Below are 22,944 nucleotides of genomic sequence, written 5' to 3'. Positions count from 1 at the left end.
ACTAATCTCTCACGTTCGTGAAAGCAACCTCTCAGATCTCGGCGGCGGCGATCGCGTCCTCGACCGTGGGGAACACGGCGAAGTAGCGGCTCAGGCCCACCGTCTGCATCAGGCCGGCCAGGAACGGGCTGACCGACGCGAAGCTGAGCCAGCCGCCGCGGGCCGCGATCACCTGTTTACTGGTGATGAACGCGCTCAGCCCGACGGAGTCGCAGAACTTGAGATCGGCCAGGTCCACCACGATCCGTGGCACCGGCCGGTCCAACAGGTCGGCCAGCGTGGCATGCAGCTTGGCCGTGGTTTCGGCGTCGAGTTCGCCGGACAGTTTGAGCACCGCTATGTCGGAGCGGTCGTCGGAAATCGTGGCCAACATCCCATTCTCTTTCGGATTCCGGACAGGTCAGTTCACTGCCAATACAGGCTAGAACGTCACAAACGGGCACGGCCGGACACGAGGTCCGTTCGTCCGGTCCGTCAGATTCCGTGGATGGGCTCAGATCCGAGGATGGGCGTTACGCAGCCGGATGCCGCTGAAGCGCTGGTCGCCCGCAGCCACCGCGTCCAGGTGCGGCCAGAGATTCGCCAGCAGCCGCAACTCGACGCCGGCCGCCTCATGCGCGGCCAGGAGGTCGCCGACCTCGTCGGGCGGGCCGAGCGGACGCACCTCCTCGGTGCTCACCCAGGCGTGCGGGTGCGGCGTCCCGAACGGGCGGAACGCGTCGCTCGCGAAGCGGTAGGCGTAGAGGCGGACCGTACGCAGGCGGTCCAGCCAGCCGTACTCGATGGCGTGCACGCGATGGGGCCGGGACCAGGAACACACCCGGGGGCAGTCGCGCGGGAACCAGTAGGACGGCGCGTTCTCGGCGTCGACCGCCCAGACGTACGCCTCGGCCTCGCGCGCCGTCCGTGCGACGTGTGGCCGGAAAAGGGTGAGCGTCGGATCTTCCGAGAAATGCAGAACCTGGCCGGGATCGGGCAGCATGGTTCCTGCCTAAAGCAATCGGGCCGGACTCCGCAAAGGGAATCCGGCCCGATCAAGGTATTGGGGCCAAGCCAGAAGAGGTCAAGCAGGAGGCTCAGCCCGGCATCCGGCGCCTAAAGCTTGCGCCACTGCCAGCGTGAACCGCGCCACGCGTCCGCCAGGATCATGGCCGAAGCCTTTCCTGGACACTGCTGGACCTTCGATCTCCCCTCGGGTCCGCCCATCTGGGCTTCGACTTCCCAGGCTCTGCCGTCGGTCCGGACAAAGACGTCCCGCCGTGCAAGCCGGACGTCACCATTCCACCAGTGATGCTCAACTCTCACGGGTCAACTTTAAGACAGACATCGACCAATGCGACCGGGCCAGATTCGTGAAACTTCTTCACCACCAGGTCAGGGACCATCGGCCGACAGGTCGGATTTGGCCGCCACATCTTGCCTGGACGCCTATGTCTTAGGGCAGTCTCGGAGTCGTCACTATTCGTAGTAACCGCAGGTCGAAGCGCCGCGCGAAAATGCATCCGTCGGGACGAAACGGCACCGTCACGTCATCGACACGACAGCGGCCCGTTTGATCATGCTGTGAGCTCCCTGAGAGCCCCGTCACGAGGATTCGGGGGCCGACACAATTTTTCACAATCCGTGAGGTGGGACGTCCGCCGCCCAGGTCGAACCGTGATCGTGCCACTACCCTGCGCTGAACTAGGGCCAGACGAGCAGCACTGAGCAAGGGGCGTGGTCGACCACGAAGCGGGTCGCGTGACCCAGGCTGCGCGGGCCCAGGGCCAGACGATCGCCGTCCCGGGCCAGCACCAGCAGATCGGCGTCGGCGCAGGCCGCGACCACCTCACGCTCGGGCCGGCCCCAGCGCGTCACCCGCCGGCACTGGCGATCGAGCCGGCGCTCCGCCGCGGTCAGCACCGACTCCGCCGCCTCGGCCAGCAGTTCCCCGCCCGGCTCCGGTGGGTCGCCGGCGGCCGGCGGCCCGTCCCGCGCCGGCGAACCCGGCCAGTTGCGGCCGAGCAGACCGGCCCGGCCGCTCAGCGCGGCCATCGTGTCGCTGTCCACCACGTACAGCAGGGTGATCTCGCCGCCCTGCTCGCGCGCGGCGTCAACGCACGCCTCCCAGGTGTCGTCGGCGAGCCACACGAGCGTCCTCACGCGCCCGACACTCGCAGACTGAGCCACAGCGCCGCCACCCCCACGAGCAGACACGCCGGCACCGTAAGCGCACCCAGCCGGAGGAATTCGCCGGTGACCGGCGGTTCGCCGCGGCGGTGCAGAATCTGTCGCCACAGCAGCGTCGCCAGCGAACCGACATAGGTCAGATTGGGCCCGATGTTCGCGCCCAGCAAAACCGCCAGAACCAGACCGGTGTTGTGCGCGGCGAGCGGCAACAACATCAGCGTCGCGGGCAGATTGTTGAGCAGATTGGCGAGGACCGCGGCCAATCCGGCCATCGCCAGCAGACCCAGAATTCCGGAATGGTGCGGCGCCAGCCGATCGATCAGCCGCCCGAAACCGCTCCGGCCCGCCGCCAGCACGACGATGCCGAGACCGAACACGAAAAGGCAGAACCACGGATTGGCGGCGGCCAGGACCGATCGGGGCGTCAGACCTTTCTGCCGTACGCCCAGAGCGATCGCCCCGAGCGCCGCGACCCACGCCGGGTGCACGCCCAGCGGCCCGGCCACCACGAACCCGGCCAGCGTCACGCCCAGCACGACCAGGGCGTACCGCGGCGCGGGCTCGAGCTCGGCCGGCTCCGTCGCGCGTCGTACCCGCAGGTCGCCGGCGAAGAACCAGCGCAGGATCGCGAACTCGACCGCCACCACGGCCAGCCAGGGCGCCGCCATCAGCCCGGCGAACTGCGGGAACGACAGGCCGCCGGCGCCCATCGCCAGCAGGTTGGTGAGGTTGGAGACGGGCAGCAGGATGGACGCCGAATTGGCGAGGTGGCTGCACGCGTACACATGGGGCTTGGGTCTGATCCTCAGGCGCGCCGCGGTCGCGAACACCACGGGCGTGAGCAGCACGACGGTCGCGTCCAGGCTGAGCACCGCGGTCACCACGGCCGCGATCGCGAAGACCAGGCCGAGCAGCCGCGTCGGCGACCCGCGGCTGGACCGGGCGGCCAGCGCGCCCGCCCACCGGAAGACGCCGGCCCGGTCGGCCAGATGGGCCAGGAGCAGCACCGCCGCCAGGAAGCCGACGGTCGGGCCCAAGCCGCGGATCTCCCGCCACGCGTCCGGCCACGGCACCAGCCCCGCCACCACGGCAATCACGGCAGCCGGCACCGCGGCGACGGCCTCGGGCAGCCCGCGGGGCCGCGCGACCGCGAAACCCAGCACCCCGGCGAGCAGTAACAGCGAAACCAGGGTGCTCACGGCGGGACCTTACCCAGCGATCACCACGGAACAACGCCCTGGTCGTCGAAGATCCCGCCGGTCGGGCCGCCGTCCGGGAGGGTGGCCAGGTGGATGGCGATCGCGGCGCCCTGCCGCGGGGTGCGCACGCCGCGGTGGCCGTTCAGGTCGGTCGCCACGAAACCCGGGCAGGCCGCGTTGACCAGGATGTTCGTGTCGTGGAGCTCCTTGGCGTACTGCACGGTCATGGCGGTCAGGAAGGACTTGGACGGGGCGTAGGCGCCGGAGATCGGGCCGGTGACATCGTCCGGGCCGGTCTGCCGGGTCAGCGAGCCGACGCTGCTCGACATGTTGACGATCCGCGGCGACGCCGAGCGCCGCAGCAGCGGCAACATCGCGTTGGTGACCCGGACGACGCCGATCACGTTGGTGTCGACCACCCGGGCCACCGTCGCCGGGTCGACTACGGTCGGCGCCTGCGGCATGCCGCCGGTGATGGCCGCGTTGTTGACCAGCACGTCGAGCCGGCCGGCGCGCTTCTCGATCAGCTCGGCGGCGGCCGTCACGGTGGCCTGGTCGGTCACGTCCAGGGGTACGCCGAACGCGTCGACGCCGGCCGCGCGCAGCTTCGCCACCGCCTCCTCGCGGCGCTCCTCGTCGCGGGCGCCGACGCCGACGCTCCAGCCGAGGGCGCCCAGGCCGGCCGCGATCTCGTACCCGATGCCCTTGTTCGCGCCGGTGACCAGCGCGGTGATGGATTCGCTCATGCCTGGAAGCCTGGCCGCGGCCCGGTGACGGCTCCAACACCGTCTGGGTACGGATCAATATCCCCCGGGTATCGATCCGCTAGTAGATTGGCCGGTATGGAGACGCGGGAGCTGCGGTACTTCGTCGCGGTCGCCGAGGAGCTGCACTTCGGGCGGGCGGCTCAGCGGCTCGGCATGGCGCAGCCGCCGCTGTCCCGGGCCATCGGGCAGCTCGAACGGCGGCTCGGCGTGGCCCTGCTGCGGCGGACCAGCCGGTCGGTCACGCTCACCGAGGCCGGCGAGGTGCTGCTCCGCGAGGGCCGGGCCGCCCTCGACGCGGTGGCGGCGGCCGAGCGCCGCACCCGCCGGGCCCAGCCCGGTGGCGCCGCGGGCCTGGTCCTGGTGACCAAGGCCGCGGCGGCCGGCGAGCTGCTGGCCAAGCTGCTCGACGCGTACGCCGCCGAGCCCGGCGCGGTCCCGGTCGATGTGGTGCTGTGCGGGGTGGGCGAGCAGGAGGCGATGCTGCGCGACGGCCGGGCCGACGTGGCCCTGCTGCACACCCCCTTCGACTCCACGACCGGCCTGGACGTCGAGGAACTGCACACCGAGACCCAGGTCGCGGTGCTGCCGGCCGGACACCCGCTGACCACGCGAACGCGGTTGCGGATCGCCGACGTCGACTCGCTGCCCGACCTGCCGATGGCGCGCTGGCCCCGGCGGGACGGCTCGTACCCGCCCGGCCCCGGCCCCGAGATCCACGACCAGGCCCAGCTGCTGCAACTGATCTCCCTTCGGCCGGGCCGTGGTGGTCCTGCCCGAGAGCGTCCGCCCCTACCTGAGCGAGGGCCACGCCATCGTGCCGGTGTCCGACGCCCCCGAGGTGACCACGGTCATCGCCTGGCCGCCGCACAGCACATCCCGCGCCCTGGCCGCCCTGGTCCGGACCGCCACCCGGCTCTAGCCGGACGACAACAACGACGAAGCGCCCGGCGGGTCGCCGGGCGCTTCGGGTGAAGAGCGGTGGTGAAGGGATTTGAACCCTTGGAGGGCTTGCACCCTCACACGCTTTCGAGGCGTGCTCCTTAGGCCGCTCGGACACACCACCGCGAAGTAGATTACCCGACCGGCGGATCCGGCCCACCGCCGGGTTGGCACCTCGGTGGCTGGCAGGATCGGCGGTGAGGGAACCGTCGACGGAGGGAAAAGCATGAGCGTGCACATCGGGGCGCAGCCGGGCGAGATCGCGGAGCGGGTCCTGCTGCCCGGGGACCCGATGCGGGCCAAGTGGATCGCCGAGACCTTCCTGGACGACCCGAAGTGCTACACGCAGGTGCGGGGCATGCTCGGGTTCACCGGGACCTGGCAGGGCGTGCCGGTGTCGGTGCAGGGGTCGGGCATGGGCATGCCGTCGGCGTCGATCTACACCCATGAGCTGATCAACGAGTACGGCGTCCGCGACCTGATCCGGATCGGGTCGTGCGGCGCGCTCGCCGAGGAGCTTCAGCTGGGTGACGTGGTGGCGGCGATCGGCTCGGCCACCGACTCGAACATGAACCGGGTCCGGTTCGACGGGCTGGTCGACTACGCGCCGGTGGCGGACTTCACGCTGCTGCGTACGGCCGTGGAGGTCGCCGAACGCCGGGGCACCGCGATGCGGGTCGGCCCGATCCTGGCCGCCGACGCCTTCTACACCGACCGCCCCGACCTCTACGACACGCTGGCCGACTACGGCGTGCTGGCGGTCGAGATGGAGTCGGCGGCGATCTACACGATCGCGGCCCGCTACAAGGCCCGGGCGCTGACCATCCTGACCGTGAGCGACCACATCAAGCGCGGCGAGGCGATGGAGTCGGCCCAGCGGGAGACCGGCTTCTCGGCGATGGTGCAGATCGGGCTCGACACCATCACGGGCGCCGGAAGAACTCCCGCATGAGGGCCCCGCACTCCGCTTCCAGCACCCCGGAGTAGACCGCGGGCCGGTGGTTGAGCCGCCGGTCCCGCACCACGTCCCAAAGCGACCCCACCGCGCCGGTCTTCGGTTCCCAGGCGCCGAAGACCAGCGTCGACACCCGGGCCAGGACCAGCGCCCCGGCGCACATCGTGCACGGCTCCAGCGTCACGACCAGCGTGCAGCCCTCGAGCCGCCGGGTGCCCAGCGCGGCCGCGGCCCGGCGCAGGGCCAGGATCTCGGCGTGCGCGGTCGGGTCGCCGGCCGCCTCCCGTTCGTTGCCGGCCGCCGCCAGCTCGGCGCCGTCCGGACCGAGGACCACCGCACCGACGGGGACGTCCTCGGGGTACGACGCGGCCACCTCGAGCGCGCGGCGCATCCACGCGAGGTGGAGCGGCCGGCTGCTCACGCCTCGCGGAGCTCTTCCAGCTCGTCCACGAACCCCAGCTTCTCGGCCACCGACGAGATGACGTCGGCCGGGAGCAGTCCTTCCTGGGCGCACAGGGCCAGCAGCCGCGACGAGGTGAGGCCCAGGTCGGTCAGGATCTCGGTGTCGCCCACGGGGTCGGCGTCGGGGTCGGCGACCGGCGGGTCGTCCTCGTCGTCGTCCTCGTCCTCCTCGGCGCCGGACGACGGCTCGGCGACCTCGTCGATGTCGAGCGCGGGCGCCTCGATGTCGCCGAGCAGCATCGCGCCCAGGCGCGACTCCTCGGCGAAGGCCGAGTCCGAGCCGAAGACCCGCAGGTCTTCGCCCTCGTCCAGGCGGAGGATCACGAGGTACAGATCGTCGGCCTCGACGAACAGCAGGGAGACCTCGGCCTCCGGCTCGGCGTCGAGCAGCCGGTCGGCGACCTCGTCGAGGTCAGCGAGGCCGTTCAGCTCGATCTCGGATGCCGTCCAACCGTTCTTGCCCCGGGCGACGGCGGCAGCAAAAGTCGACACGATTCCCCCACTGCGATGTCCTGGCGCGAACAAAGCTATCGGGTGCGCGCGCGGGCGCGAAGCACCACGCCCCGAATGAGTGTCAGGAAACGACGCGGCGGCGGCGCCGGTTGGCGATCAACTCGCGGATGCGGGCGCCGCGCAGCCGCTCGGGCTGGGTGAACTCACGCGCGGCCTTGGCGTCGGCGAGGGCCGCCAACAGTTCGAGCCGCCGGCGGCGCCGGTCGGGGTCAAGCCGCTGTGGGGAAGAGGCCATGAGGCAGAGGTTGCCGAGCGCGGCGATGTTCGTCAAGGCCAAGTGCGCAGCGCCACCATGAACACACCGTACGTCTATGAGAAGTATCGCCAGACCAGGACATTCACCACAGCGGCCAGTCGAGGGTGGTAACCCATCGGTGGGTCACGAAGCCCATCGCGATGGACAGGCCCAGCCCCGAGACGATCGCCACCCCGGTGGCCACGCCGCGGTCGCCGAGCAGGCTCAGGATGAGCGCGACGGCCCAGGCGCCGACCGCGGCGCCGACCGTCCACCAGGCATAGCTGACCAGGTCGCGGCCGAGGAAGCCGAAGGCGGCGAACCACACCATCGCGGCGGCCATGCCGGACAGCAGCGGCGCGGCCGAGATCGTGTGGGGTTCGCGGTAGACCGGGCGTGGCGGCGCGCCGGCGGGGAGGCCGGGCGGCGGCGCCGGCGGGGTGTCGCCGCCGACCGGCAGCCACCCGGGCGGCGGCGGTTGCGCCGCGGGCCAGATGCCGTGCCGCTCGCCCATGCCAAACCCCTTCACGCCGAATGAGAGCCGCTCCCGGCCTCTGCACGCCGGATGAGAGCCGATACCGAATGAGACTAGCCGGGATGACCAGGGCAGCGGGATCGGACGACTTCTGTCAGGATGGCGCGGTGTTTCGCCTCCGTACCCTCACCGGACTGACCGCTCTGGCCCTCGTGCTGGCCGGCTGCGGCGCTCCCGCGAGCGACGGCACCGAGACCGCCCCGGCGGCCGCGACGCCGATCTTCGTGGAGCCGTCGTCGCCCGCCGCCGCCGATCCCCCCGCGGCCCTGACGGCGCCGTCGCCGACCCCGGCCAAGCCGTCGGTGACGCCGAAGCCCAAGGCCAAGACGTCGACGCCGGCCACGCCCAAGAACGTCAAGTACGTCTTCCCGGTCAAGGCGTCGAACGTCGCCTACCACCCGACCCACGGCAAGTACCCGGCGACGGACATCTTCGCCGACTGCGGTGAGTCGGTGGTGGCCGCCACGAGCGGCGTGGTCCTCGAGGTCAGCCGCAAGGACAGCTACGTCAAGGGGTCACCGGACGGCCCGAACAACGGCGGCCTCTCGGTGTCGCTGCTGGGCGACGACGGCGTCCGTTACTACGGTTCCCACTTCAGCAAGGTGCAGAGCGCGATCAAGGCGGGCGTACGCGTGACCGCCGGTCAGCTGCTCGGCCAGGTCGGCCGTACCGGGAACGCCAACAACGTCTGCCACCTGCACTTCGGCATCTCGCCGCCGTGCGCCCGGACCGGCGACTGGAAGACCCGGCGCGGCGTGGTCTGGCCGGCCACCTTCCTCGACTCGTGGCGCAAGAAGGGCGGCAAGAGCCCGGTCGCCACGGTGAAGGCCTGGGAGAAGAAGAACCACTGCAAGCCGTAATCGAAGAGGAGGGCCGCACCCTCGCCCGAGAGGTGCGGCCCAAGACTTTCAGCTGAACTGGGCGAGGCGCTTCACCGACTTGCCGTTGATGGTGGTGAAGGCGCCGCCCGCGGCCATCGCGCCGAAGCTCGAGGTGGTGGCCATGGCCAGCACGCCCTCGATGCCGTTCCCGTTGGCCGTCCAGGACTGCAGCTTCCCGTCGGCCGGGGCCAGCGCGGCCAGTTTGATCCGCGAGTTCGACCCGTCCAGGCAGACGCCGTGGTCGCCGGTCCGCGCGCTCTTGCAGGCCCGGTCGAAGTGCCCGCCGACGTAGACCGTGTTGCCGTACGAGGCGATGGCCTGCGCGTCACCGTCGAACGTGGCCGTCCACTTGAGGGTCCCGCCGGCCGAGTACGCGTTCGCCTTGCCGCCCTGCCCGCCGTGCGCGGTGTAGACGCCGTCCGGTGCGGCCGTGATCGCGTACGTGATCACCGAGGCCTTGGGCTTGAACCCGGTGACGACGGAGCCCTTGGCCGGCTCGAGCGCGACCAGCCGGTCGTACCCGGACGTGCTGTTGACCTTGTGGAATTTGCCGCCGACGTAGATCCGGCCGGTCGTGGCCGCGATGGTCTCGACCTGGTCGTCGACGGCCGGCTTCCAGGTGCTGTCGAGGTCGCCGCGGCCCAGGCTGAACGCGGCGAGGCGGGTGCGGGTCTGCCCGTCCACCGCGGTGATCGCCCCACCGACGTAGAGTCGCCCGGAGCCGGCCGCCAGCGCGTACGGCCGGCCGCTGACGCTGTGCTCGAAGCTCCCGACCGCCCCCGTGACGGCGTCGAGCTTGGCGAGGCTGTCGCGGGTCTGTCCGCTGACCGCGCCGAAGTCACCGGCCGCGTAGACCGCCGACCCGCTCACGGCCAGCGCCTTGACCCGCCCGTCGGCGGACGGCGCCCAGCTCAGCAACTCACCGGTGCGCGCGTCGACCGCGGCGAGCCGGCTCCGGGCGATGGTCTTTCCCTTGACCACGACCGAGGTGAAGTCCCCGCCGGCGTAGAGCGTGTTTCCCGAGTACGCCACCGCCAGCACCGTCCCGTTGAAGCCGGGCAGCACGTCCGGCGACGCGGACAGGGCCGCCCACGCCGGGGTGGCCGCGGCCACCAGCGCCGCCACAATCCCGGCGCCGATAATCCCCCGATTGACAGATTTGCCCGTGTAAGTCACGAAGTGACAGTAACGCGAAGATAAGCTGCGTTCTACTGCGAAACGTACTAATCCCCCACCAGCCGGATGGCCGATAGAGTGCCTCTTCGTGAACGTCGCGGTGCTGGGACTCGGCCTGATCGGCGGCTCGGTGCTCCAGGCGCTGGCCGCCGGCGGACATCGGGTGGTGGGCTTCGACGCCGACCCGGCGACCCGGGCCACCGCGCGCACCGCGGCCGCCCGCGCCCGATCCGGCTCCCGCTGGGAGGTGGCGGGCACCATCCGGGACGCGGTGCGGGACACCGACCTGTGCGTGCTGGCCGTGCCGTTCCCCGCCCTGCCTTCGGTGCTCGACGAGATGACCGGCTACCGCGGGCTGGTCACCGACGTCACGTCGATCAAGGCGCCGGTCCGCGACCTGACCGGCGACCTGCGGTTCGTCGGCGGGCACCCGATGGCGGGCAAGGAGACGTCCGGGTTCCGGGCCGCCGACCGGGGGCTTTTCGTCGGCTGCGCCTGGGCGCTCTGCCTGGAGCCGGAGACCGAGACCGCCGAGTGGTTCGACCTGGCCGAGATCATCACCGGGCTGGGGGCGCGGGTGGTGCCGGCGACGGCGGCCGAGCACGATCGCGTGGTGGCCGGCGTCAGTCACGTACCCCATCTGCTCGCCGCGGCCCTGACCGGCGCGATCGAGGGTGACCCGCTCGCGGCCGCGTTGGCCGCGGGGTCCTTCCGGGACGGCACCCGGGTGGCGGCGACCCGGCCCGAGCTGATCGCGGCGATGTGCGGCGGTAACGCGGCCGCCGTGACCGAGGCCCTCGACCAGGTGCTGCGGAGCTTGCAGGCGATGCGTACGGAACTGAGCGCCAAGGACCCGGTGGCCGCCCTGGGCCCGCTGCTCGCACCGGCCAGCGCCGCCCGCGCCGCCTGGCCACCCGTCCCCGGCGAGCAGGCCGAGCTGCCCGTTCGCAAGGACGTGCTGCTGCGGCTGGGCCGGGTCGGCGGCTGGGTCACCGGCATCGACCGCGAGCGCCGAAAAGTCATCGCCATGCGGCCGGAAACTGACCGCAATAGCCCCTAGCGTTGTCCTCAACAACGACGAAGGAGCACGACATGCCTGGTCAGACCCGTCCGGTCAGCGACGAGCGCGACGGCCTGATGGCCTTCCTGGAGCAGCGGCGCTACCTGCTCAAGCTCACCGGCTACGGCCTCACCCCTTCGCAGTTGCGGGCTACTCCCAGCGCCAGCGAGCTGAGCGTCGGCGGCGTGATCCGGCACTGCGCGTACACCGAAGCGGGCTGGATCGACACGGTCCTCCAGCGCCCGCCGTCCTACCCCGGCGCCCACCAGTGGGACCAGCACTTCGACGTGGCCGAGGGCGAGACCCTGGACGACATCCTCGCCTTCACCGACCGGGTGGCGGCCGAGACCGCGCGGGTCGTCGCCGGCCTCGACCTCGATCACCAGATCCCGATCGACAAGAGCGTCCCGTGGAACCCGCAGGACCACGACCACTGGAGCCTCCGCTGGGTACTGATGCACCTGATCGAGGAGTACGCCCACCACACCGGGCACGCCGACATCATCCGGCAGACGGTCGACGGCGCCACCGCGTACAGCCTGATGTCCGCGGCCGAGGGCTGGCCCGCCAACGACTTCGTCAAGCCGTGGAAGCCGGCGACGCAACCAACAACCTGACGAGCCCCTCTTTTCGGCTCGATCCACATCAAGATCAAGAGCTTGATGTCGTAGCTGTGTGGGTGGTTCTGACCGTCGCTCCCGCCGAGGCCGGCCACCCGGCTCCAGGCCGCTGGCGCGGCCAAAACAGAGCCGCGCGACCTTCATTCTGCGTGCGTGGTCACCCTCCCGGCGCTTCGCGCCAACCCCCAAACATCCCGTCCGGCTGGCGACCGAGGTCGGCGGCTAGGCCTCGACGCTGCGGATGGTGAACTCGGGCGAGTGGTTGGTGGCCCGGTGCGGTTCCTCCGCGGCCACCACGCGGTAGCGGTGGGTGCCGGAGGTCGGCGGGGTGGCCACCACGCTGAAGCCGGCCGTCGTGTCGGTCCGGCCCTGGTTGACCGTGCGCCACTGCCCGTCCCGGTAGAGGCGCTGGAGGAGGACCTCCTTGCCGGACTGGAACGGTTGCAGGACGCCGGCCACGGCGACATCCGTGGCGGCCAGGACCACCCGCCGGGCCGGCGCGGCCTGCAGGACGTAGTAGTAGCCGACGTGGCCACGGACCTCGCCGAGGCGGGCGGCCGGGTCGCCGTCCGTCAGCCAGGCGCAGAACTCCCCGGTGTAGTCGCGGCCGGCCGGGAACGTCATGCGGAAGTCGCCCCGCTCGTCGGTGTGGCCCGCGGCGTAGCTGCCCGAGCCGGTCGCGCACTCGTCGCCGTACCCGATGGCCACCGGGACGCCCGGGGCGGACACCGTCACCCCCTGCATGACGAAGTCACCGGGGAAGAAGAAGCCCGGATTCCACAAGCGAATCACCGGGGCCGCCTGGGCCGGCGCCGCCAGGCCGAGAACGGTCACCAGGACCAGGGTCAACGCCACAAACGCCCGTCGCACGACCGGAGAACCTCCCCGTTCTAGGTGCCGCGGATGGTGAACGTCGCCGAGGTGCCCGCCGCGCGCGACTCGATGGCGGGGACGAACACACGGTACGTGTACGTGGCCACTCCCGGTGGGGTGGCGAGAGTGCTGTACTGCGAGTTGCCGTCGGTCCGCGCCGTGTTGACGGTGTGCCAGGTGTTGTCGCTGTAGCGGCGCTGGAGCTGGACCGTCGTGCCGAATGGCGCGATCGGCACCAGCGAACCGGTCACGGCGACGTTCGTGCCGGCCGGGGCCGATGCCCGCGCCGGCTTACCGGTGACCGACCAGCGGTAGGCCGGGGCCTGGAAGGTCGGCGCGATCAGGGTCGGGTTCTGCCGGGGCACGTTGTCGCCGGAGATCCAGGCACAGTGGCCCTGGTCGTAGGTGGCGGCGGGCAGCGTCGACCGGAACTCGCCGGCGCTGTCGGTGTGCCCGGCCGGGGTGCGGCTGGGGTCTTCGGCGCAGACGTTGTCGTAGCCCAGGCCGATCGGCGCGCCGGCCAGCGGCCGGCCGGTGGTTCCGTCAGCCACCCGGACGATCCGGGTGAGCGGCGCGTCCACGGTGGCCGGACTCGGCGTGAAAGTGAGCGTCAGCCGCGGTTTGTTCGAGCTGTGCACGTCGATCGACGGCACCTCGCCGGCGGTTCGCGGGTCGGTCTCGAGGGTGTTGCCGGCCACGTCGTAGGCGACCACGCTCTCGGGCCGGTAGGCGCCGGTGGCCCAGTCGGAGGTGATCGCCACGCCGCCGGTCCAGACGCCGTCCCGCGGGGTGCCGGAGCCGAGGGTCAGGTGGACCCAGCGCGAGCCGACCCGGACGGCGGGCGAATAGCCCTCCCAGCCGGGGAGGCCCGGGTGCACCTCCACACCGGAGTCGTCGTCGGTCAGGCGCACGCTGACCGAGAGCAACTCGGTCTCCAGCCCGGCCACGGTGGCGGTGCTCCGGGAGAACGTGACGGAGTGGTATTCCGGTGGTGTGGTGTCTGCGGAGGCCGGTGCGGCGAGGCCGGCCGTGAGCGTGAGAAGCGCCGCCAATCCCCGTGTCACGTACGGATTTTACGCGTCGGGGCGCTCGCCGGAGGCCGGTCTGATTACGCGCCTGTCGGTGACGATCGCGGTGATCAGGTCGTACGGCGTGACGTCGAAGGCCGGGTTGGCGGCCGGGAATCCGGCGCTGACCTCGGCGGCGGCCCGGTCCTCGATCTCCACCGCGCCGCCGTCGGGGGTGTCCGGGTCGATCGTGGACTCCGGCGCCACCACGACGAACGGGAGGCCGGCCCGGCGGGCGCCGAGCGCGTGGGCGTACGTGCCGATCTTGTTGATCGTGTCGCCGTTGGCGCAGATCCGGTCGGCCCCCACGACCACCGCGTCCACCTCGCCGCGGGCCATCAGGAACGGCCCGGCCCCGTCCACCGCCACCCGGAAGTCGACACCGGCCCGGGTCAGCTCCCACGCGGTCAGCCGGGCACCCTGCAGCAGCGGCCGGGTCTCGCTGGCCAGCACGTCCCGCAGCGTTCCGCGCCGGTGCAGTTCGAGCACCACGCCGAGGGCCGTCCCGCCGACCACGGCGCACAGCCCGCCGGTGTTGCAGTGGGTCAGCATCCGCGGCGCGCGGCCGCACAGCTCGGTGATCAGGTCGGCGCCCCGGGTGGCCATCGCCTCGGACGCGGCGATCTCCTCGTCGCGCACCCGCAACGCCTCGGCGAGCGCGGCGCCCGGACCCTCGGGCAGTCGCTGGGCGGTGCGTCGCGCTCCGCGGGCCAGGTTCACCGCGGTGGGCCGGGCGCTTTCTATCGCGCGTACGCACAGAGCAAGATCTTCGGGATCTTCGGCATGGAGGCGGGCGGCCAGGGCGACCCCGAGCGCGCCGGCCACCCCCAGGGCGGGCGCGCCCCGCACGGCCAGCGTCTGGATCGCGGTGATCAATTCGGGCACGGTGGTCAGCCGCAGCACCCGCTCCTCGGCCGGCAGCGCCGTCTGGTCGATGATCTCGATGGCGCCGTCCACCCAGTCGATCGTCCGCATGCCTCCTATTCTGCAGACATGCCCGCCAGAGATCCGGTCGCCGACCTCCGCCGCATCGCCTTCCTGCTGGAACGCGCCAACGAGGCCACCTACCGCGTGCGCGCCTTCCGCTCGGCCGCCGCGACGATCGCCGCGCTGCCCCCGGACGAACTACGCGAACGGGTCTCCTCGGGCACGCTGTCGAAGCTGAAGGGCGTGGGTGACGTGACCGCGCTGGCCGTGGGCGAGTCGCTGGCCGGCACCGTCCCGGCCTATCTGCGCCGGATGGAGGCGACCGAGGGCACCGACCTGCAGGGCGCGGCGGCGAAGCTGCGGGAGGCGTTGCGGGGCGACTGCCACTCGCATTCGGACTGGTCGGACGGCGGTTCGCCGATCGAGGAGATGGCCCTGGCCGCGGTCGAGCTGGGCCACGAGTACCTGGTGCTGACCGATCACTCGCCCCGGCTGACGGTGGCCCACGGCCTGTCGCCGGCCCGGCTCCGCCAGCAGCTCGACCGGGTGGCCCGGGTGAACGACGCGCTACCGGAGGGCTTCCGGATCCTCACCGGCATCGAGGTGGACATCCTGGACGACGGCTCGCTCGACCAGGAGGACGCGCTGCTCGCCCGGCTCGACGTGGTGGTCGGCTCGGTGCACAGCAAGCTGCGCGACGAGGCGCCGCGGATGACCCGCCGGATGCTGCGGGCGATCGAGAACCCCCATCTGGACATCCTCGGGCACATGACCGGGCGCAAGGTGTCGGCGGCGGCGGCCGGCGTGAAGGCCGAGGGCGACCGGGCCCACCGCCGCTCGCCGACCCGGCCGCCGAGCGACTTCGACCTGGCCAAGGTGCTGGCGGCGGTGGTCGAGCACGGCAAGGCGGTGGAGATCAACTGCCGGCCGGACCGGCTGGACCCGCCGAAGCGGATGCTCACCGCGGCGGTCGAGGCCGGCTGCCTGTTCAGCATCGACACCGACGCGCACGCCCCGGGCCAGCTGGACTGGCTGCGGTTCGGCTGCGAGCGGGCGGCGCTGTGCGGCGTACCGGTCGAACGGGTCGTGAACACCTGGACGACGTCGCGCCTGCTCGATTGGACGGCGTCGCACGAGCGGTAGTGTCGGGCCGGTGGGAGACGTAGCTGACCTTGCCGACCGGTACATCGCCGCCTGGGCTCCGCTGAACCCGACCGGCGCCACCTTCATCGGTGTTCCCGGCCAGGACGACAAATTGGACGATCTGTCGCCGGAGGGCTACGCCGCCCAGGGCGAGCTGGCCCGGCGGACCATCGCCGAGCTCACCCTGATCGACCCGGAGTCCGAGACCGAGCAGGTCGCCAAGGAGGCCATGCTCGAGCGGCTCGGCCTGGAGCTGTCCCGCTACGAGGCCGGCTACACGGCCAGCGAGGTCAGCGTCATCTCGCACGGCGTGGCCGCCCTGCGGCAGGTGTTCGACCTGATGCCGACCCAGGGCGAGGAGGCGGCGGCCAACATCAGCGCCCGGCTCGCGGCGTTCCCCCGCGCGGTGCAGGAATATCAGCGCACGCTGACCGAGGCGGCCGAGGCCGGCCAGGTCAGCGCCCGGGCCCAGTTGCTGGCCGCGGCCGACCTGTGCGAGGCCTGGGCCGACCCGGAGCGGGACGACTTCTTCCGCGGCCTGGCCCGCCGGGTCGGCGCGAGCGGCACGCTGGGCGCCGAGATCGACCGCGGGGCCACGGCCGCGACCGCGTCGGTGGCCGGCTTCGCCGAGTTCCTCCGGGCCGAGATGGCGCCCCGCGGGCGGGACAAGGAGGCCGCCGGTCCGGAGCGCTACGCGCTGGCCTCGCAGTACTTCCTGGGCGCGAAGATCGACCTGGCCGAGACGTACGCCTGGGGCTTCGACGAGCTGCACCGGCTGGAGACCGAGATGCGCGCGGTGGCGGCCGAGATCGCCGGACCGGGCGCGAGCATCGACGACGCGGTGACCACGTTGGACGCCGATCCGGCCCGCTGGGTGCCGGGCAAGGAGGCGTTCCGGGAGTGGATGGAGCAGGTCGCGCACAAGGCGATGGACGAGCTCGCGGGCACCCACTTCGAGATCGCGCCGCCGCTGCGGAAGCTCGAAGCCTGCCTGGCGCCGACCTCGGACGGGGCGATCTACTACACCGCGCCGACCGAGGACTTCTCGCGCCCGGGCCGGATGTGGTGGGCGGTGCCGGCCGGGCAGACCCGGTTCTCCACCTGGCGCGAGACGTCGACCGTCTATCACGAGGGCGTGCCCGGCCATCACCTCCAGGTCGGCGGGGTCCAGCTGCTGACCGACCGGCTGAACCGCTGGCAGCGGCTGCTGGCCTGGTGCTCCGGGCACGGCGAGGGCTGGGCGCTGTATTCCGAGCGGCTGATGGCCGACCTCGGCTATCTCGCCGACCCGGGCGACCGGCTCGGCATGCTGGACGGCCAGGCGCTGCGCGCGCTGCGGGTGATCGTGGACATCGGCATGCACCTGGAGCTGGAGATCCCCCGGGACAACCCGTTCGGCTTCCACCCGGGCGAGCGCTGGACGCCGGAGCTGGGCTGGGAGTTCATGCGGGCGCACTGCCGGGTCGACGAGGACGTGCTGCGCTTCGAGTGGCGCCGATACCTGGGGTGGCCGGGACAGGCGCCGGCGTACAAGGTGGGCGAGCGAATCTGGCTGCAGGCGCGTGACGACGCCAAGGCCCGCAAAGGCTCCGAATTCGACTTGAAAGCCTTCCATCAGGACGCGTTAAATCTGGGCGTTCTCGGGCTCGACCCACTCAGAAAAGCCCTCTCTCGCATTTAGAAACGCGACGGACTTTGTGTCCGCTGCGTTACCGTCCGCAGTTTCGGCACTCTCCGCTGTTATCCCGTCACTATCGGCCTAATAATTGACCGATATCCATGCCTTTCCTCTCGATACAACCGACCCTGCCCGCGGCGCATCCCCCGATCAGACGATTCAAGACTGACCAGCGGTAAGGGGTCCCTTGAGTATTTCTCGGGATAGATTGGCCCGGATCCGCGCGTCTGTGCGATTACAGAGGGTGATCGATGGCCGGGCGGCGGCTCAGTAGTGCCCGTGGCGGAGGAAGAGGCAATGGCAGCATCGGACGGAAATGGCCCGTCGCGTCTACGCTCCGCGCTCGCGGTCGTTTTGACGATCTTGATTCTGGCGCCGGCCGGCACGCTTTTCTTCCGGTCCTGGCAGCAGAACGCCGGCGAGCGTGACGACGCGCAGAGCGAACAGCAGGGCGTCGAATACCTGGGCGGCCTGGCGCCGCTGGTCAGCGCGCTGACCGAGGCGCAGTCCTCGTCGATGCAGGGCGTAACGGCCGCGCCGGCCTCGCTGACCACGGCGGTCAGCCGGATGGCCGCGATCGACGAGCGGATCGGTGACGACCTCGGCACCCGCGAGCGGTGGACCGGCCTGCGCGACCGGATCAACCGGCTCAGCTCGGTGACCGGCCAGCCGCTGCAGATCTACCAGGCCCATGTCGAGGTGACCAACCTGACGCTGGCGTTGTTCAAGAGCGTCGCCGACAACTCCACGCTGAGCCGCGACCCGGACAACGACCTGTCCCACCTGCAGCAGGCGTTCGCGCTCGACCTGCCGAACACCACCGTCATGGTGAGCCGGATGGGCGACCTCGCGCTGATGCTGCAGAACCCGAGCGGCTCGGCCCAGGCCCGGGCGCAGGCCCAGGCCGCGCTGCTGCCGCAGTTCGGCGCGGCGGTGCTGGCGGTCAACACCAACGTCGCCTCGCTCACCGACAACCTCCAGGCGGCGGTCGACGACACCGAGAGCACCACGCTCAGCGGCAGCCTGGTGACCACGGTGGACGCGTTCCGCCGCGGCGTCGAGGCGTTCATCCGCGGCGCCAGCCCCGGCGGCAGCAGCGCCCCGAACGCGGCCGCGATGGCCACCGCGCAGAGCCAGCTGCAGACCTCGCTGTCCAGCCTCTCCGGTGTGCTGGTCCGCGAGATGCGCGGCCTGCTGGACAGCCGGATGGACCGGCTGGACAGCCGGCGGATCGAAACCATCGTGATGGGCGCCCTGGTCGTGCTGCTGGTGCTGGCCGTCGTGCTGCTGATCGCCACCGGGCGGCGCCGGGGCCGCGCGGTGCCCGAGCGTGAGCCGGTCAGCCTGGCCGACTCGCTGCCGAGCGCCCGCGACCCGTTCGCCGCCGCCCACGCCCATGATCCCGCGCCGCCTTACGGCACACAGGCCGGGCCCGATCGGCGGGAGCGTTCCGGTGCTCTTCGGTAAGTTCCGCATCCTCGGCAAGCTGACCCTGCTGGTTCTCGTACCGCTGCTCGGCGTGGTCGCACTGGCCGTGCCCATCGTGATCAACCGGGTCGACGCCGCGCGCGACGCCCAGCGGATCAAGGACACCGTCGAGCTGGCCAACGCGGTCGGCTCGGCCGTGCAGGACCTCCAGGAGGAGCGCCTGCTCTCGTCCGGCTACTTCCTCGGCCTGGTGCAGAGTCCCGACCTGGTCGCACAGAGCGCCAAGGTGCAGGACAAGCTGGCCGCGCTGACCCGCCGCGACAAGCCGCTGAACGCCACGATGAAGGGCGCGGTGGCCAACGCCGCACGGCTGAACGACACCCGCGCCGCGGTCCTGAGCCGCAAGACCGACCCGTACAAGCTCGTGCAGGACTTCAACGCGGTGGTGCAGCCGCTGATCGACGGGCTCCAGCTGCGCACCCAGGCCGACCTGACCACCTCGGTCGGCCGCCAGCTCTACGCGCTCGACTACGCCCTGCGCACCAACGACCTGATCAGCCAGTCGTCGTCGTACCTGACCACCGCCGCGATCGCCAACAACCCGCAGTTCGTCGGGCTGTTCGCGTCGCTGCTGATCCGGCTCCAGAACGACATCCTCACCGCGCAGGTGTTCTTCACGCCCTCGCAGTACAAGCTCTACCTCTCGGCCCAGGACGCCTGGTCGTCCCGGGTCGGCGTGCAGTTCCTGACGCTGGCGGCGACCGACCCGGCCAAAGCGATCGGGCTGCTCAACCGCGACTCGCTGTTCGGGTCGCTGCAGTCGGTGAACGTGCTCGGTGGCTTCGTCGAGAAGCGGGTCTCGGCCGACGTGAACGCGGCCGTGACCACGAACCGGGACGACGCCCTGCGGACCGCGTACTGGGTCGGTGGCGCGTCGCTGCTGCTGCTGCTGATGGTGTTCGGCCTGAGCATCGTGATGGCCCGCGCGGTCGCCCGGCCGCTGCAGCGCCTGACCAGCTCGGCCGACCGCATCGCCCGGGCGGCCGAGACCGAGCTCGAGCGGGTCGCCGACGACGAGGCCGAGGTGGCCAGACCGATCCGGCTCGACCCGGTGGATGTGGCGGCCCGGGACGAGATCGGCGACCTGGCCCGGGCCTTCGACCGGGTGCAGACCACCGCCGTCCGGCTGGTGGAGCGCCAGGTCGGCGGCCGGCGCAACGTGGCGCAGATGTTCGGGCACGTCGGCCGGCGTACGCAGAACCTGGTCGGTCGTCAGCTCGCGCTGATCGACAACCTGGAGCGCCGGGAGACCGACTCGGACCGCCTGCGCGAGCTCTACCGCCTGGACCACATGTCCAGCCGGTTGCGCCGGAACGCGTCCAGCCTGGTGGTGCTCTCCGGCGGCGCCGGCACGAACGAGCACATGGCGCCGCTGCCGCTCTCCGACGTGGTCCGGCTCGCCCTGGGTGAGATCGAGGACTACACCCGGGTCGAGGTCGAGGTGCCCGAGGAGATCGTGGTCGTGCCGGCCCTGGTCGCCGACCTGACCCTGCTGCTGGCCGAGCTGATGGAGAACGCCACCGCCTTCTCCCCGCCGCACACCCAGGTCATGGTCACCGCGGCCGAGCTGCGCGGCGGCGCCCGGCTGGCCATCGTCGACCACGGCCTGGGCCTGGCCCCCGAGCGGCTGGCCGAGGAGAACGCCCGGCTGACCCGCCGTGAGCGCCTCGACCTGGCGCCGACCGAGGTGCTCGGCCTGTTCGTGGTCGGCCGGCTGGCCCGCCGGCACGGCATCGAGGTCACCCTGACCGACACGCCCGAGGGCGGCGTCACCGCGTGGATCGACCTGCGCCCGGCCCACCTGGTCCCGGCGGCCGAGACGCTGCCGCCGGGCACGCCGATCCAGGCCATCGTGACCAGCCCGACCAGCGAGTTCGGGGCGCTGCTGGCCGGCGGCGTCCGGCGATCGGCGCCGGGCAGCTTCCAGCCGTTCGACGCGAACGTGCTCGACCGCGCGACCCGGACCCTGCAGAGCGCGCAGACCTGGAACGCGTTCGCCTCGCCCCACCCCGAGCTGACCTCGTCGGCCACGCCGATCGACGCCGAGATCGTCGACGACCTGCCGTACGGCCGGGACGAGCCGGGACGGCCCTACGACGCCGGCACCCCGGTGGCCGGCCGGCACCCGGCCGCGATGCCCGAGCTGCTGCCGGTGCCGATCGAGATGACCCCGGCGCCGGTCCCCCCGCCGCCGGCCGCACCACCTCGGTTCGAGCCGCACCAGGTCGAGCCGCAGCAGTTCGAGCCGGTCACCATCCCCCGGCAGCGGACCGGCCCGGAACAGCCGGCCCGCAACGGCAATGGCAACGGCAACGGTCTGCGCCGGCGGGTGCCGGGCAGTCAGCTGCCGCAGGACACCGGTCCCCAGACGCCCGCCGCACCGCCGTCCACCGACGACGCGCTCGCCGCCCGAGCCGCGTTCGAGGCTTTCGAGGCCGGCGTGACCAGGGCGCAGTGGGACGTCATCGAGGCCGGGATGACCGCCCCGTCGGCCGACGGCAACCCGCCGCTGGCCCGCCGGGTCCCGGGCGCCTCGCTGCCGGCTCCCGAGCCGCAGAACCACACGCCAGCCGCCTCGCCGCGCCAGCCCCTGGACCCGGACGCCGCGCGCGCCCTGGTCGAGCAGTTCGAGTACGGAGTCGCACTCGCCTTGAATGAGTCGAAGAGCCAACACGAGGGACAATCGCGATGACTTCCCCCTATAGCACCGAAACCAACAGCGGTCGCGACTACGCGCACTCGCAGCTCAGTGCGGAGGCGAAAACCTTCAACTGGTTGCTGGACTCGTTCACGTCCGGCACCGCTGGGGTGATCGAGGCCATCGCCGTGTCCTCCGACGGCCTGCTGATGGCCATGTCGGCGATCAAGGACCGGCCCAACGCCGAGCGCCTGGCCGCGGTGGTCTCCGGCCTGACCAGCCTCTCCGGCGGCGCCGCGAGCTGGTACAACCTGGGCAGCCTGAACCGCGTGATCATCGACATGCAGGACGGCTACCTGCTGGTCACGGCGATCAGCGCCGGCTCGGTGCTCGGTGTGATCGCCGACCGCACGGCCAACCTGGGCACGCTCGCGTACGAGATGACGCTGTTCGCCACCCGGGCCGGTGGCGCACTCAGCCCCCGCCTGATCGCGGAACTGAAAAACGCCGTTCAGCAATGACCTACCCGGGCGGCCCCGATCACCCCGGACGCGAGCCCGCGCCCGGGGTACGGCCGTTCCTGCGGATGAAACCGTCACCCCGGCCGACCGAGGCCGGTGACTCCAACTCCACCCTGCGCCCGTTCGTCATCACGTCCGGGCGGGTGGACGGTCCCGACCCCGACATCGGCATGGAGACCCAGGTCACGGCCCACCCGGGCGCCGTGCCGACCCGGCTGCCGCCGGAGAAGCGCGCCATCGTGACCCTGTGCGTCGAGCCGCTGTCGGTGGCGGAGATCTCGGCCCGCCTGCGCATGCACCTCGGCGTCACCCGCATCCTCGTCGGCGACCTTCGGGCGGCCGGCCAGCTCGAGGTGCACGTGCTGAACCACGAATTCCCGAAACCCGAGACCATCATGCGAGTGATCCGTGGACTACGAGCCATATCGTGAGCCGGGCCTGCCGGACAGCCGCATCGTCGGCACCGCGCGGGTGCCCGACGAGCAGCGGCGGAGCGCCCCTCCGGTCCCCGTCAAGATCATCGTGGCCGGTGGCTTCGGTGTCGGCAAGACCACCACGGTCGGCGCGATCTCGGAGATCTCGCCGCTGACCACCGAGGCCGAGATGACCATGGAGTCGATCGGCGTGGACGATCCGGGGCCGGCGACGTCCAAGACGACCACCACGATCGCGATGGACTTCGGCTGTGTGACGATCGACAAGACGCTGAAGCTCTACCTGTTCGGCACGCCCGGTCAGTCCCGGTTCGCGTTCATGTGGGACGACCTGATCCGGGGTGCGCTCGGCGCCCTGGTGGTGGTCGACACCAACCGGATCGACGACTGCTATCCGGCCGTCGACTACTTCGAGCGGGCCGGTCTGCCGTTCGTCGTCGGGGTCAACACGTTCGACGGTCAGCTGGCCTACAACCTCGACGAGGTGCGCTGGGCTCTCGCAGTGCGGGAAGACGTGCCCGTCCTCTCCTTTGACGCACGATTCCGTGGTTCGGTGCGCGACGCCCTGCTTGTGGTCCTCGACCAGGCACTGCACAAGTCGATCAAGATGAATTCTCACTGAGTGTGCATCTGATCGCACAGGTTCGCGGTTTCCAAAACGGCC

Annotated in this window: 25 protein-coding genes, 1 tRNA gene and 1 pseudogene; 12 read left to right on the top strand and 15 right to left on the bottom strand. The window is 71.4% G+C overall.

The annotated features are described in order from the left end of the window. Positions 1-31: 31 nt before the first annotated feature. The 6 genes from AB0O15_RS02340 to AB0O15_RS02315 all read right to left on the bottom strand — a co-directional run bounded on the left by AB0O15_RS02340 (position 32) and on the right by AB0O15_RS02315 (position 4,114). On the bottom strand, positions 32-373 hold the full coding sequence (locus AB0O15_RS02340) for an STAS domain-containing protein (RefSeq protein ID WP_364312917.1): 342 nt from the start codon (positions 371-373) through the stop codon (positions 32-34). A 120-nt stretch (positions 374-493) separates the two neighbouring features. After that, positions 494-982 (bottom strand): DUF6886 family protein, encoded by a 489-nt coding sequence (locus AB0O15_RS02335; RefSeq protein WP_364312913.1) that lies wholly within the window; start codon positions 980-982, stop codon positions 494-496. 113 nt (positions 983-1,095) lie between these two features. Then, positions 1,096-1,305 carry a hypothetical protein gene (locus AB0O15_RS02330; protein ID WP_364312910.1) on the bottom strand — a complete coding sequence of 70 codons (210 nt, stop codon included), beginning with the start codon at positions 1,303-1,305 and terminating at the stop codon, positions 1,096-1,098. Positions 1,306-1,683: 378 nt separating this feature from the next. Beyond that, positions 1,684-2,142, bottom strand: coding sequence for a universal stress protein (locus AB0O15_RS02325; protein ID WP_364312907.1), 459 nt, complete (start codon positions 2,140-2,142; stop codon positions 1,684-1,686). Then, positions 2,139-3,368: an SLC13 family permease gene (locus tag AB0O15_RS02320; RefSeq protein ID WP_364312904.1), complete on the bottom strand. Its 1,230-nt coding sequence runs from the start codon at positions 3,366-3,368 to the stop codon at positions 2,139-2,141. Before AB0O15_RS02320 ends, AB0O15_RS02325 begins: the two co-directional genes overlap by 4 nt. Positions 3,369-3,388: 20 nt before the next feature. Continuing rightward, positions 3,389-4,114 carry an SDR family oxidoreductase gene (locus tag AB0O15_RS02315; protein ID WP_364312901.1) on the bottom strand — a complete coding sequence of 242 codons (726 nt, stop codon included), beginning with the start codon at positions 4,112-4,114 and terminating at the stop codon, positions 3,389-3,391. Positions 4,115-4,210: 96 nt separating this feature from the next. On the opposite strand from AB0O15_RS02315, the pseudogene AB0O15_RS02310 reads away from it, so the two are divergent. Beyond that, positions 4,211-5,054 (top strand): annotated as a pseudogene (locus AB0O15_RS02310) (LysR family transcriptional regulator). Between the two features lie 57 nt (positions 5,055-5,111). On the opposite strand, the gene AB0O15_RS02305 reads toward AB0O15_RS02310, so the two are convergent. Then, a tRNA-Ser gene (locus tag AB0O15_RS02305) sits at positions 5,112-5,198 on the bottom strand. 102 nt (positions 5,199-5,300) lie between these two features. Between AB0O15_RS02305 and deoD the strand changes: the two genes are divergently transcribed. Further along, complete coding sequence (deoD, locus tag AB0O15_RS02300) at positions 5,301-6,026, top strand: purine-nucleoside phosphorylase (protein ID WP_364312898.1); 726 nt, start codon at positions 5,301-5,303, stop codon at positions 6,024-6,026. Here the strand turns inward: deoD and AB0O15_RS02295 are convergent. The 4 genes from AB0O15_RS02295 to AB0O15_RS02280 form a co-directional block, all read right to left on the bottom strand. Then, on the bottom strand, positions 5,998-6,420 hold the full coding sequence (locus AB0O15_RS02295; RefSeq protein ID WP_364316970.1) for a nucleoside deaminase: 423 nt from the start codon (positions 6,418-6,420) through the stop codon (positions 5,998-6,000). The two genes, deoD and AB0O15_RS02295, sit on opposite strands and share 29 nt — an antisense overlap. A 26-nt stretch (positions 6,421-6,446) precedes the next feature. Then, positions 6,447-6,983 carry a tRNA adenosine deaminase-associated protein gene (locus AB0O15_RS02290; protein ID WP_364312895.1) on the bottom strand — a complete coding sequence of 179 codons (537 nt, stop codon included), beginning with the start codon at positions 6,981-6,983 and terminating at the stop codon, positions 6,447-6,449. An 82-nt stretch (positions 6,984-7,065) separates the two neighbouring features. After that, the gene (locus AB0O15_RS02285) at positions 7,066-7,275 is read right to left on the bottom strand and encodes a hypothetical protein (protein WP_364312892.1); all 210 of its coding nucleotides are present in this window, start codon (positions 7,273-7,275) and stop codon (positions 7,066-7,068) included. Positions 7,276-7,342: 67 nt separating this feature from the next. Continuing rightward, positions 7,343-7,753, bottom strand: a complete 411-nt coding sequence (locus tag AB0O15_RS02280) for a hypothetical protein (protein ID WP_364312889.1) — start codon at positions 7,751-7,753, stop codon at positions 7,343-7,345. Positions 7,754-7,881: 128 nt separating this feature from the next. Here AB0O15_RS02280 and AB0O15_RS02275 point away from each other — a divergent pair, with 128 nt between their 5' ends. Further along, positions 7,882-8,634, top strand: a complete 753-nt coding sequence (locus tag AB0O15_RS02275) for a M23 family metallopeptidase (RefSeq protein ID WP_364312886.1) — start codon at positions 7,882-7,884, stop codon at positions 8,632-8,634. 48 nt (positions 8,635-8,682) lie between these two features. On the opposite strand, the gene AB0O15_RS02270 is transcribed toward AB0O15_RS02275, so the two are convergent. After that, complete coding sequence (locus AB0O15_RS02270; RefSeq protein ID WP_364312884.1) at positions 8,683-9,831, bottom strand: hypothetical protein; 1,149 nt, start codon at positions 9,829-9,831, stop codon at positions 8,683-8,685. A gap of 88 nt (positions 9,832-9,919) precedes the next feature. Here AB0O15_RS02270 and AB0O15_RS02265 point away from each other — a divergent pair, with 88 nt between their 5' ends. Then, entirely contained in the window at positions 9,920-10,891 is a 972-nt protein-coding gene (locus tag AB0O15_RS02265; RefSeq protein ID WP_364312881.1) for a prephenate dehydrogenase/arogenate dehydrogenase family protein, read from the top strand. A 32-nt stretch (positions 10,892-10,923) separates the two neighbouring features. Next, positions 10,924-11,508: a DinB family protein gene (locus AB0O15_RS02260; protein ID WP_364312878.1), complete on the top strand. Its 585-nt coding sequence runs from the start codon at positions 10,924-10,926 to the stop codon at positions 11,506-11,508. A gap of 225 nt (positions 11,509-11,733) precedes the next feature. On the opposite strand, the gene AB0O15_RS02255 is transcribed toward AB0O15_RS02260, so the two are convergent. Genes AB0O15_RS02255 through mtnA form a run of 3 tightly spaced genes read right to left on the bottom strand, consistent with a single transcriptional unit; the run spans position 11,734 to position 14,426 of the window. Then, complete coding sequence (locus AB0O15_RS02255; protein WP_364312876.1) at positions 11,734-12,381, bottom strand: hypothetical protein; 648 nt, start codon at positions 12,379-12,381, stop codon at positions 11,734-11,736. Between the two features lie 20 nt (positions 12,382-12,401). Then, complete coding sequence (locus AB0O15_RS02250) at positions 12,402-13,448, bottom strand: hypothetical protein (RefSeq protein WP_364312874.1); 1,047 nt, start codon at positions 13,446-13,448, stop codon at positions 12,402-12,404. A gap of 9 nt (positions 13,449-13,457) precedes the next feature. Continuing rightward, positions 13,458-14,426, bottom strand: a complete 969-nt coding sequence (gene mtnA / locus AB0O15_RS02245) for an S-methyl-5-thioribose-1-phosphate isomerase (protein WP_364312871.1) — start codon at positions 14,424-14,426, stop codon at positions 13,458-13,460. A gap of 18 nt (positions 14,427-14,444) precedes the next feature. Between mtnA and AB0O15_RS02240 the strand changes: the two genes are divergently transcribed. The 7 genes from AB0O15_RS02240 to AB0O15_RS02210 all read left to right on the top strand — a co-directional run bounded on the left by AB0O15_RS02240 (position 14,445) and on the right by AB0O15_RS02210 (position 22,902). Further along, on the top strand, positions 14,445-15,521 hold the full coding sequence (locus AB0O15_RS02240; RefSeq protein ID WP_364312869.1) for a PHP domain-containing protein: 1,077 nt from the start codon (positions 14,445-14,447) through the stop codon (positions 15,519-15,521). Positions 15,522-15,531: 10 nt separating this feature from the next. Then, on the top strand, positions 15,532-17,202 hold the full coding sequence (locus AB0O15_RS02235) for a DUF885 domain-containing protein (protein ID WP_364312867.1): 1,671 nt from the start codon (positions 15,532-15,534) through the stop codon (positions 17,200-17,202). A 351-nt stretch (positions 17,203-17,553) separates the two neighbouring features. Further along, positions 17,554-18,666 carry a hypothetical protein gene (locus tag AB0O15_RS02230; RefSeq protein ID WP_364312865.1) on the top strand — a complete coding sequence of 371 codons (1,113 nt, stop codon included), beginning with the start codon at positions 17,554-17,556 and terminating at the stop codon, positions 18,664-18,666. Continuing rightward, positions 18,653-21,379 (top strand): ATP-binding protein, encoded by a 2,727-nt coding sequence (locus tag AB0O15_RS02225; protein WP_364312862.1) that lies wholly within the window; start codon positions 18,653-18,655, stop codon positions 21,377-21,379. Before AB0O15_RS02230 ends, AB0O15_RS02225 begins: the two co-directional genes overlap by 14 nt. After that, the gene (locus AB0O15_RS02220; protein WP_285686133.1) at positions 21,376-21,846 is read left to right on the top strand and encodes a roadblock/LC7 domain-containing protein; all 471 of its coding nucleotides are present in this window, start codon (positions 21,376-21,378) and stop codon (positions 21,844-21,846) included. The genes AB0O15_RS02225 and AB0O15_RS02220 overlap by 4 nt, the downstream gene beginning before the upstream one ends. Continuing rightward, positions 21,843-22,277, top strand: coding sequence for a DUF742 domain-containing protein (locus AB0O15_RS02215; protein WP_364312860.1), 435 nt, complete (start codon positions 21,843-21,845; stop codon positions 22,275-22,277). The genes AB0O15_RS02220 and AB0O15_RS02215 overlap by 4 nt, the downstream gene beginning before the upstream one ends. Continuing rightward, positions 22,255-22,902: an ATP/GTP-binding protein gene (locus AB0O15_RS02210; RefSeq protein ID WP_364312858.1), complete on the top strand. Its 648-nt coding sequence runs from the start codon at positions 22,255-22,257 to the stop codon at positions 22,900-22,902. The genes AB0O15_RS02215 and AB0O15_RS02210 overlap by 23 nt, the downstream gene beginning before the upstream one ends. Positions 22,903-22,944: the final 42 nt, after the last annotated feature.

Source organism: Actinoplanes sp. NPDC089786 (genome assembly GCF_040684855.1).
GTDB lineage: Bacteria > Actinomycetota > Actinomycetes > Mycobacteriales > Micromonosporaceae > Actinoplanes.
This window is presented reverse-complemented; position numbering and strand designations above follow the sequence as displayed.